7 protein-coding genes and 1 tRNA gene are annotated in these 7,272 nt (G+C 50.2%); 6 read left to right on the top strand and 2 right to left on the bottom strand.

All coding sequences use genetic code 11. The features are described from left to right. Positions 1–115 precede the first annotated feature (115 nt). A complete protein-coding gene (gene xylB, locus ABIZ35_RS01310; RefSeq protein ID WP_348218072.1) occupies positions 116–1,648 on the bottom strand; it encodes a xylulokinase in 1,533 nt (510 codons plus the stop codon). Between the two features lie 78 nt (positions 1,649–1,726). Beyond that, complete coding sequence (locus ABIZ35_RS01305) at positions 1,727–2,137, bottom strand: HEPN domain-containing protein (protein ID WP_348218071.1); 411 nt, start codon at positions 2,135–2,137, stop codon at positions 1,727–1,729. Between the two features lie 231 nt (positions 2,138–2,368). Here ABIZ35_RS01305 and ABIZ35_RS01300 point away from each other — a divergent pair, with 231 nt between their 5' ends. From ABIZ35_RS01300 to ABIZ35_RS01275, 6 genes are all read left to right on the top strand, one after another. Beyond that, positions 2,369–2,989 carry a peroxiredoxin-like family protein gene (locus ABIZ35_RS01300; RefSeq protein ID WP_348218070.1) on the top strand — a complete coding sequence of 207 codons (621 nt, stop codon included), beginning with the start codon at positions 2,369–2,371 and terminating at the stop codon, positions 2,987–2,989. 16 nt (positions 2,990–3,005) lie between these two features. Beyond that, on the top strand, positions 3,006–3,383 hold the full coding sequence (locus ABIZ35_RS01295) for a cytochrome c (RefSeq protein ID WP_348218069.1): 378 nt from the start codon (positions 3,006–3,008) through the stop codon (positions 3,381–3,383). A 67-nt stretch (positions 3,384–3,450) separates the two neighbouring features. Further along, positions 3,451–3,526, top strand: a tRNA-Ala gene (locus tag ABIZ35_RS01290). Positions 3,527–3,953: 427 nt separating this feature from the next. Next, on the top strand, positions 3,954–5,333 hold the full coding sequence (locus ABIZ35_RS01285) for a RelA/SpoT domain-containing protein (RefSeq protein ID WP_348218068.1): 1,380 nt from the start codon (positions 3,954–3,956) through the stop codon (positions 5,331–5,333). A gap of 36 nt (positions 5,334–5,369) precedes the next feature. Beyond that, positions 5,370–6,404: a DUF262 domain-containing protein gene (locus ABIZ35_RS01280; RefSeq protein WP_348218067.1), complete on the top strand. Its 1,035-nt coding sequence runs from the start codon at positions 5,370–5,372 to the stop codon at positions 6,402–6,404. After that, on the top strand, positions 6,401–7,069 hold the full coding sequence (locus ABIZ35_RS01275) for an MAE_28990/MAE_18760 family HEPN-like nuclease (protein WP_348218066.1): 669 nt from the start codon (positions 6,401–6,403) through the stop codon (positions 7,067–7,069). The genes ABIZ35_RS01280 and ABIZ35_RS01275 overlap by 4 nt, the downstream gene beginning before the upstream one ends. Positions 7,070–7,272 lie beyond the last annotated feature (203 nt).

Genomic DNA, 7,272 nt, shown 5'->3' with positions numbered 1-7,272 from the left:
GGTTGGAAAGAAATTTTCTAACGAACGCCGCCTGAGAAATCAACTCCGAATTACCCTTCCCAGTTCCATGGGAGGGGTGGCCCGAAGGGCCGGGGTGGGTCATAATGGCAAATAATTAAGATATGACAGCTTTTGTGATTGCAGCAAACTCACCCTTCAGCGCGGGATACAGCGAGCGATAGATTCCGTTGAAGCGGCCGTATCGCGCGTGCGCTGCGGAGTTTGCGACGCTGGTCTCCACGGTTTGGATCGCGGCGGCGCAGGCGTCCGCCACGGTGGCGTAGGCGCCTGTTCCCACTGCGGCCAGCAGGGCAGCGCCGAGCGCGGGACCTTCATCGACTTGCAAGGTGCAGTGTGCATAGCCGGTGACGTCGGCGTGGATCTGCCGCCAGACGGGCGATTTCGCGCCGCCGCCGGAGGTGCGGACTTCGGAGATGGCGACTCCCATATCCTGGAAAATTAAGAATGTGTCGTTCAGTGCGAACGCGACGCCTTCTAGCACCGCGCGTGCGAAGTGAGCGCGGGTATGTCGAAGCGTTAGGCCGACAAAGGCGCCACGTGCGTCGGGATCGGGGTACGGGGTTCGCTCGCCGGTGAGATACGGCAGGAAGATTAAGCCTTCGGAGCCTGCTTCGACCGTGGCCGCTTCGTCCGCGATGAGCGAGTAAACGTCCTGGCCGCTGGCGTGCGCGGCCGCCGTTTCGGAAGCGTAGAACGTGTCGCGCAGCCAGCGCAGGCTGCCGCCGGCGCTCAGCACAACGCCCATCGTGTGCCATTTGCCGGGAACGGCGTGGCAGAAGCTGTGGACACGCAGGCCCGGATCGGCGGCCGGGGTGTCCGAGAACGCGAACACAACGCCGCTGGTGCCGACGGTGCTGCTGACGATCCCTGTTTCGACGATGCCGCTGCCGACCGCGCCCGCAGCCTGATCGCCGCCGCCGCCGACGACCGGCGTGCCAGCGGCAAGTCCGGTGGCGGTCGCCGCGTCCGCGCTCACATGTCCCGTCACTTCAATACTCTCGGCCGAGTCCGGCATCCAGGATGCGGGAATGCCTGCTGCTGCCAGCATTTCGAGCGACCAGCGCCGATTTGCGACATCGAACAGCGCCGTTCCCGAGGCGTCGGAGACTTCTGTCGCATGGACGCCCGTCAATTTGAGGCGAATGTAGTCCTTGGGGAGCAGCACTTTGGCGACGCGCGCGTAGATATCGGGTTCATGGTTGCGCAGCCACACGATCTTGGGCGCCGTGAAGCCCGTCAAAACGGGGTTGCCGATCAGGGCCGGCAGGTTTTCGCGCCCCGCCTGCTCCGTGATCCAGTCACATTCGGCCTGCGTGCGCTGATCGCACCAGAGAATGGCGGGCCGCAGGACGTTGTCCTCCCGGTCCAGAAAGACTGAGCCGTGCATCTGGCCGCTGAGACCGATGCCTGCGATTTCCGACGCATCAATGCCCGATTTTGCGAGAATCTCGCGCACGCCTTGGACGACGGCGTCCCACCAGTCGGCGGGGTTTTGCTCCGCCCATTGCGGCGCGGGAGTCAGAAGAGGATAGCCAAAGGTTGCGGACGCGACAGGGCGTCCGGCGACATCCACGAGGAGGGTCTTCGTCCCGCTCGTGCCGATGTCGATACCAAGATAATAAGACATTATTCGCCGTTTTTCCGTTTCAGTGGGAGTATATTTAGAACGAGTAGAGCGTGAGAGAATGGCGATAAGCGAAATGGCTCACATCAGAGCGCGCACCCAGTCCATGATCGCGCGCCCGGCCTCCAGGTGACGTGTGGAGATTTCGCGGTCGTACATCTGCGCCGGAACGCCCTCGGCGGACTCCACCGTGCGGGCCGTGAGGAAGTCCGCGTTCAGCTCGGCGGCGGCGTTCATCACTTCCAGGGGCGCATGCAGCGCATTGGCGCTCTGGATGATATTGTGTCCGCGGGGGTTCTTCTGGAGTCGCAGAATGCAGGCGGCGCGCAGGCACTTCTCGGCCGTCTGCTGCGCGAAAAACACGGCGGCGTAGTAAATCCCGGCATCGTGCAGCGTCACCGCCGTGGCGTAGTCCGATTTGGCCTGCGCCCAGTTGTTCTGCGCCGTCGACCGTTCGATCAGCCAAGCGTCCTGGTCCTTCTCATCCGGCATTTTGCATTTCCTTATTGCGTACGAGACGCCTCAGTGATCCCCGCAGAGCCGTCCCTTGGCTCTCGCAATCACGATTGGGATAATTTCTGCATTCCGCGCCGCGTTTCCTTCTGGTATTCCCATAAACTTATCTAGGGTGTATCCGTAGGAATATGCGGCCCAAACGTGGAACATAACACCCAAGCGCATCGTATACTAAATCCAATTGGAAATTCTCGGAGGCCGGAACGGATGCCAGTTTCTCTCGGCGGCGCGCCATCACCCAAATCTCGCGGCAAGGCGCCGCAAGTAGGCGACGCCGCGCCCGACCTCGCACTGACAGCGACGGACGGCTCCGCAATCCTCCTGTCCGAACTCTGGGAGCGACGGCCGATCGTGGTCGTGTTCCTGCGTCACTATGGCTGCACGTTTTGCCGCGAGCAGGCGGCGTGGCTGCGACGCGATTACGCAAAGTTTCAGTCGGCCGGAGCGGAAGTCGTCGCCATCGGCCAGGGCGATCCAAAGACCGGCAAGGCGTTCCAAATCCTGCTCAGCCTGCCCTACCCGCTGCTTGTGACCGGCGACGATCTCGGCCCCTACCAAGCCTATGGCCTCGAACGGGGCACGTTCAGCCAGCTCTTCGGCTGGCGGTCCTTTGTGCGCGGCGCGATTGCGACACTGCGAGGGCATCTCATCGGCAGGCTTTCCGGCGACGGCTTCCAAATGCCGGGAACGTTCGTGATCGACACGGGCGGCCGTATTCAATTCGTCCACAGACACGCCTACGCGTCGGACAATCTCAGCAACGACATTTTACTTCGCGAGCTGGACAAGCTTTCGAAGCCCGGCGCCATCTCACCCACACCACGATAAAAGGACACTGCTCACCATGCGTATTCACTGGTCACTAGGAATTTCAGCCGTTCTGATCTGCGCTGTCGGCGCTGCAAGCGCCGCGCACAAGTCGCCTCCCAAGATGAAAGCAAAGCCGGCGTCAAGCGCCAAGCAGGTCGCCGACGGCAAGGCGATGATCACCAAATACAGCTGCAACGGCTGCCACTCCGCCGACCTCAAGGGCAAGCCCGGCTTCTCCCCCAGCCTGCATTGGTCGAGCCTTTCCAAGGAATACGACGCCAAATCCTTCGCCGTCGTGATGGACACCGGCATGGACCCGCACGGCCACCTCGTCAAGAAGCCGATGCCCGTCTACCATCTGAAGCCCGCCCAAAGCGCGGCGCTGCTGGCGTACCTGAAAACCCAGAAGTAGAAAATTTCTTGCAGAGGGGCTTGCAATTTCCGTGGCTGCGGGGTAATATACTCCTCGTCAGCCGCACGGGGGATTAGCTCAGTTGGTAGAGCGCTTCAATGGCATTGAAGAGGTCAGCGGTTCGAACCCGCTATCCTCCACCATTTTCTTATAAGACATTATAAAGAGACCTTCAAGTAAATTTGGTTATTTACTTGAAGGTCTCTTTGTGTTGGTCTTAAAGGAATTTGACTTGATCACCCTGTCACATCAACCATACTTTGGAACTCATTAAGATTCCTTCCGAAGTTCCCCTCTGTATTCTTGGCAATAATTTGCCCCGTAAAAGAAGTCTTGCAGCAGTGCAAATCGGATAAAAGCAATCGGAAATTATTAGACTTAAGATGTCTTTATGCTAACTTCCGCTCGATTTGCTCTTGTTTGTTAGACAATATTAGTTGATCTTTTGCTCAATAATTATGTCTTACCAAAACTAGAAACTTCTAGTTGAACTTCTTGAACTCCTTTGACGATTAACAAAAGGCTAATTCCAAATCTTATTGTTAAGCTTAGTATAAATTAAGGTGCGTATTGAAACAAGAAAAGTCAAGCAACCAACCAGAACCAGGCAGTATAGATGTAGTGAACGAGTTTTTACGCAGATACGAGCGGGAATATGATTTTTATCAAGAAGTGTCTAGGCAATGCGCCCAGCGCCTGGAGACGGCGCTTGAGCAAAATGCAATTCGAGCCATAGTAACTTGGCGAGCAAAACGATCAGATCGACTTCGAACTAAGGTTGAGAAGAGATATAGTACTAAAAATTACGCTACCACAGAACAAGTATTTGATGATATCGTAGACTTAGCAGGAGTCCGGGTCGCACTTTATTTCCCTGCAGACCGTAAAAAAGTTAATCAAATTATTGATGATAATTTTGAACTATGCCATGCCCCTAAGGATCATTTCCCTCCGCACGAAAATGACACATATAAAAAAATCTTTCAGGGCTATCAGGCTGTTCATTATCGTGTAAAATTGCGAGCAGATGGTTTGGGGGACACTCAACAACGATATGCTGATGCCGCCGTTGAAGTTCAGGTTGCGTCGGTTCTAATGCATGCTTGGTCTGAAGTAGAACATGATCTGGTATATAAACCATTCAGTGGTGATCCCTCAGTTGATGAACACGCCATACTTGACCAACTCAACGGCCTTGTAATGACGGGGGAAGTAGCGCTGGAAAGTTTACAGCGAGCGGTTCAGGCGCGAATGAATAAGGCAGATTCTATTTTCAAAAGCCATTACGACTTAGCTGCTTACATATATGATGCAATTCGTCCTCTGTACGACAATGACACCGATGACCCTGTAATTGGCCGGGTAGATGTTTTGTACCGTTTCTTAGCACTGATCGAGCTACTCAAACCAGAAGAACTTCGCCGACATATTGAACGGGTTACTCCACATTCGAATGGCGAGCCTATATCGGAACAACTAGTTGACCTCATCATTTCGGAAGATTTATCTCGAATCCCGTACTATATATGCGCTACGGACGAACTAATGCAAAGAAACCCATACAGATCGTCCGATGATGAACACAACCAAAATCAGACTAAAAATGCAGTAGCACTCTTGAAGTTTATCACTCTTTATAATATGTTCAGCAGTGCAATATCTGATATATACCACATTGTTGTGGAAGGTGGGAATGCAAGAGCGACGTCGCTGCAAGTTAATGAACTACTAACTTACCTTAAGATAAATCGATATATCCGTATGTTCCACGAGGCTGTGTTGTATCGAAATTCTTTAGTTCACCAGAAGACACAGATTGATGAGACTGAATTAAACAGAACTATTGTAGTTCTACGTGATATCCTAACTGCGATACAAGACAATGTGTCAGAAGAAGCTCGCAACCGCCTTACACAGGCCATTTCGGAATTTTCGACGATCGAAAATTAGTACTATCCGTTGTAAAACGAGTAAATATAAAATATTATGACAGACCTACTTGACCAATTAAACAAACAAAAAAGACGAGTCGATTTCGATACTTTCGACCTAAGTGTCAGGGAGATTGTTGGCATGGTGGGTGACGATCTCATTAATATTGCGCCTGAATACCAAAGGCAATTCCGATGGAACTCAGAACGAGAATCAACATTTATTGAATCTGTATTTCTTGGAATTCCAATACCATCAATATTTATGGCTGCGAACGAAGATGGTTCTTGGGAATTGATTGATGGGGTGCAACGCGTAAGCACGCTGATCCACTTCGTTGGTAATCAGGAATCGCTAATTTCAATTGGTAAAAGTCAGCAATTAATGCTTACGGGCCTTGAAAAGCTAAGTTTATTTAATGGATTCACATTTGATGAATTGTCGACCGTGGTCAAAACCCAGATAATATTAAAGCCACTTAAAGTTATAACTATAACTGACAAAAGTGATTTTCAAGTTAGGTTTGATCTTTTTGAGCGTCTCAACACTGGCGGGATATTGTTAACCGACCAAGAAATCAGGGCCTGTATTTACAGAGGTAAGTTTAACGATATGCTCCGGACATTATCGAACAATGCCGACTTCAAATCAGTTGTAAAATTGCCACGAGAAGCTGAATCGAACGGCACCAGAGAAGAGCATGTTTTGAGATTTTTCTCTTTCTTAAATTGTTACAATTTATTTGATCATAGTGTTAAAACATTCTTGACAGATTACATGGCTGCTTCATCAAAGAGTTTCAAATACAAGGCAAATATTGAATTGTTTGAAAATGTATTTGACGTTCTAGCAAAGGCACTCCCTCAAGGTATTACGAGAGGGCGGCAATCAACGCCGGTCAATCTGTATGAAGCGATAGTGGTTGGCGCTGCATTGGCTCTTAAGAAAAAACCAAACATTAATGTTGTCGATATAAAAGATTGGATGCAATCAGAAGAATTGAAGTCATATACCACGGGAGCGACGAACTCAAAGTCCATGGTAACGAAGAGGATTCATTTTGCGCGTGATCGGTTTTTATCTAAATGATTTTAGAGCAAATTTATGAAGAATCTACTCACAGACTAAACGAAGTCAGGTTGTTACTTATAATGATCAAGAGCTTGGAAAATGATAAACACCCATTAGTCTCAAACCATGCTGTCCAACTTTCGAAGGGCTTGTTTTTCGTTCATCTATATGGAGCCTACGAGCATACAATCAACACTACTCTTGATCAAGCTTGTAGGCACATAAGTAGTTCTAGCTGTCCTGTTCGCGAAATCAAGCCGCGCATACTTAGCATTATCTTGGATGATAAATTCAAACCGTTGCTTAACCCTGCAACGAAAAAAGATATGTGGAAAATAAAAGGGGATCTTATGGAGCGATCCATTTCTACAGAACACGCTAATCTGAGTGAAACTATAATACCGACTGACGGCAAAAACTTTAGATATGAGCAATTGGATTCTATTTGGAAAACGTTTTGTTTGTCCACTGAGGTTCTTCCAAGAATGCTTCTCAGAAATACCATAGAAGAGATAGTTAACAATCGAAATGCCATTGCGCATGGAAATGAATCCCCTATTTTAATAGGCTCACGTAACACTACATCAGATTTAGAAAACAAGCTCAATCATATGATAGAAGTTTGCACCCACATCGTAATGAGTTTTGAAGATTACCTTTTATTTCAACAATTCCGAAGATGAAAATTCACTTCAAGCATACAAAATTAGCAACACATTAAAATTCTGCGCCATATTGCTAATCAGTTTAGCTATTTAAAAGCTTCCACCACCGCATTGCCGCGTTCCTCGCCATTGATCTCGATCGACTGACCATCCCACCCAATTATTTACTGATTGATCCTCGTATCTTATTCCCGGTGCTTGCTCCAATTATCCAAGATCGG

Source organism: Capsulimonas sp., from assembly GCF_039929585.1.
Lineage (GTDB): Bacteria > Armatimonadota > Armatimonadia > Armatimonadales > Capsulimonadaceae > Capsulimonas.
The sequence above is the reverse complement of the archived record's forward strand: the minus strand, read 5'-3'. Positions and strand labels throughout refer to the sequence as shown.

Coding starts and splice junctions, on each gene's coding strand:
- xylB (WP_348218072.1), bottom strand. CDS start 1,648: ATGTCTTATTATCTTGGTATCGACATCGGCACGAGCGGGACGAAGACC.
- ABIZ35_RS01305 (WP_348218071.1), bottom strand. CDS start 2,137: ATGCCGGATGAGAAGGACCAGGACGCTTGGCTGATCGAACGGTCGACG.
- ABIZ35_RS01300 (WP_348218070.1), top strand. CDS start 2,369: ATGCCAGTTTCTCTCGGCGGCGCGCCATCACCCAAATCTCGCGGCAAG.
- ABIZ35_RS01295 (WP_348218069.1), top strand. CDS start 3,006: ATGCGTATTCACTGGTCACTAGGAATTTCAGCCGTTCTGATCTGCGCT.
- ABIZ35_RS01280 (WP_348218067.1), top strand. CDS start 5,370: ATGACAGACCTACTTGACCAATTAAACAAACAAAAAAGACGAGTCGAT.
- ABIZ35_RS01275 (WP_348218066.1), top strand. CDS start 6,401: ATGATTTTAGAGCAAATTTATGAAGAATCTACTCACAGACTAAACGAA.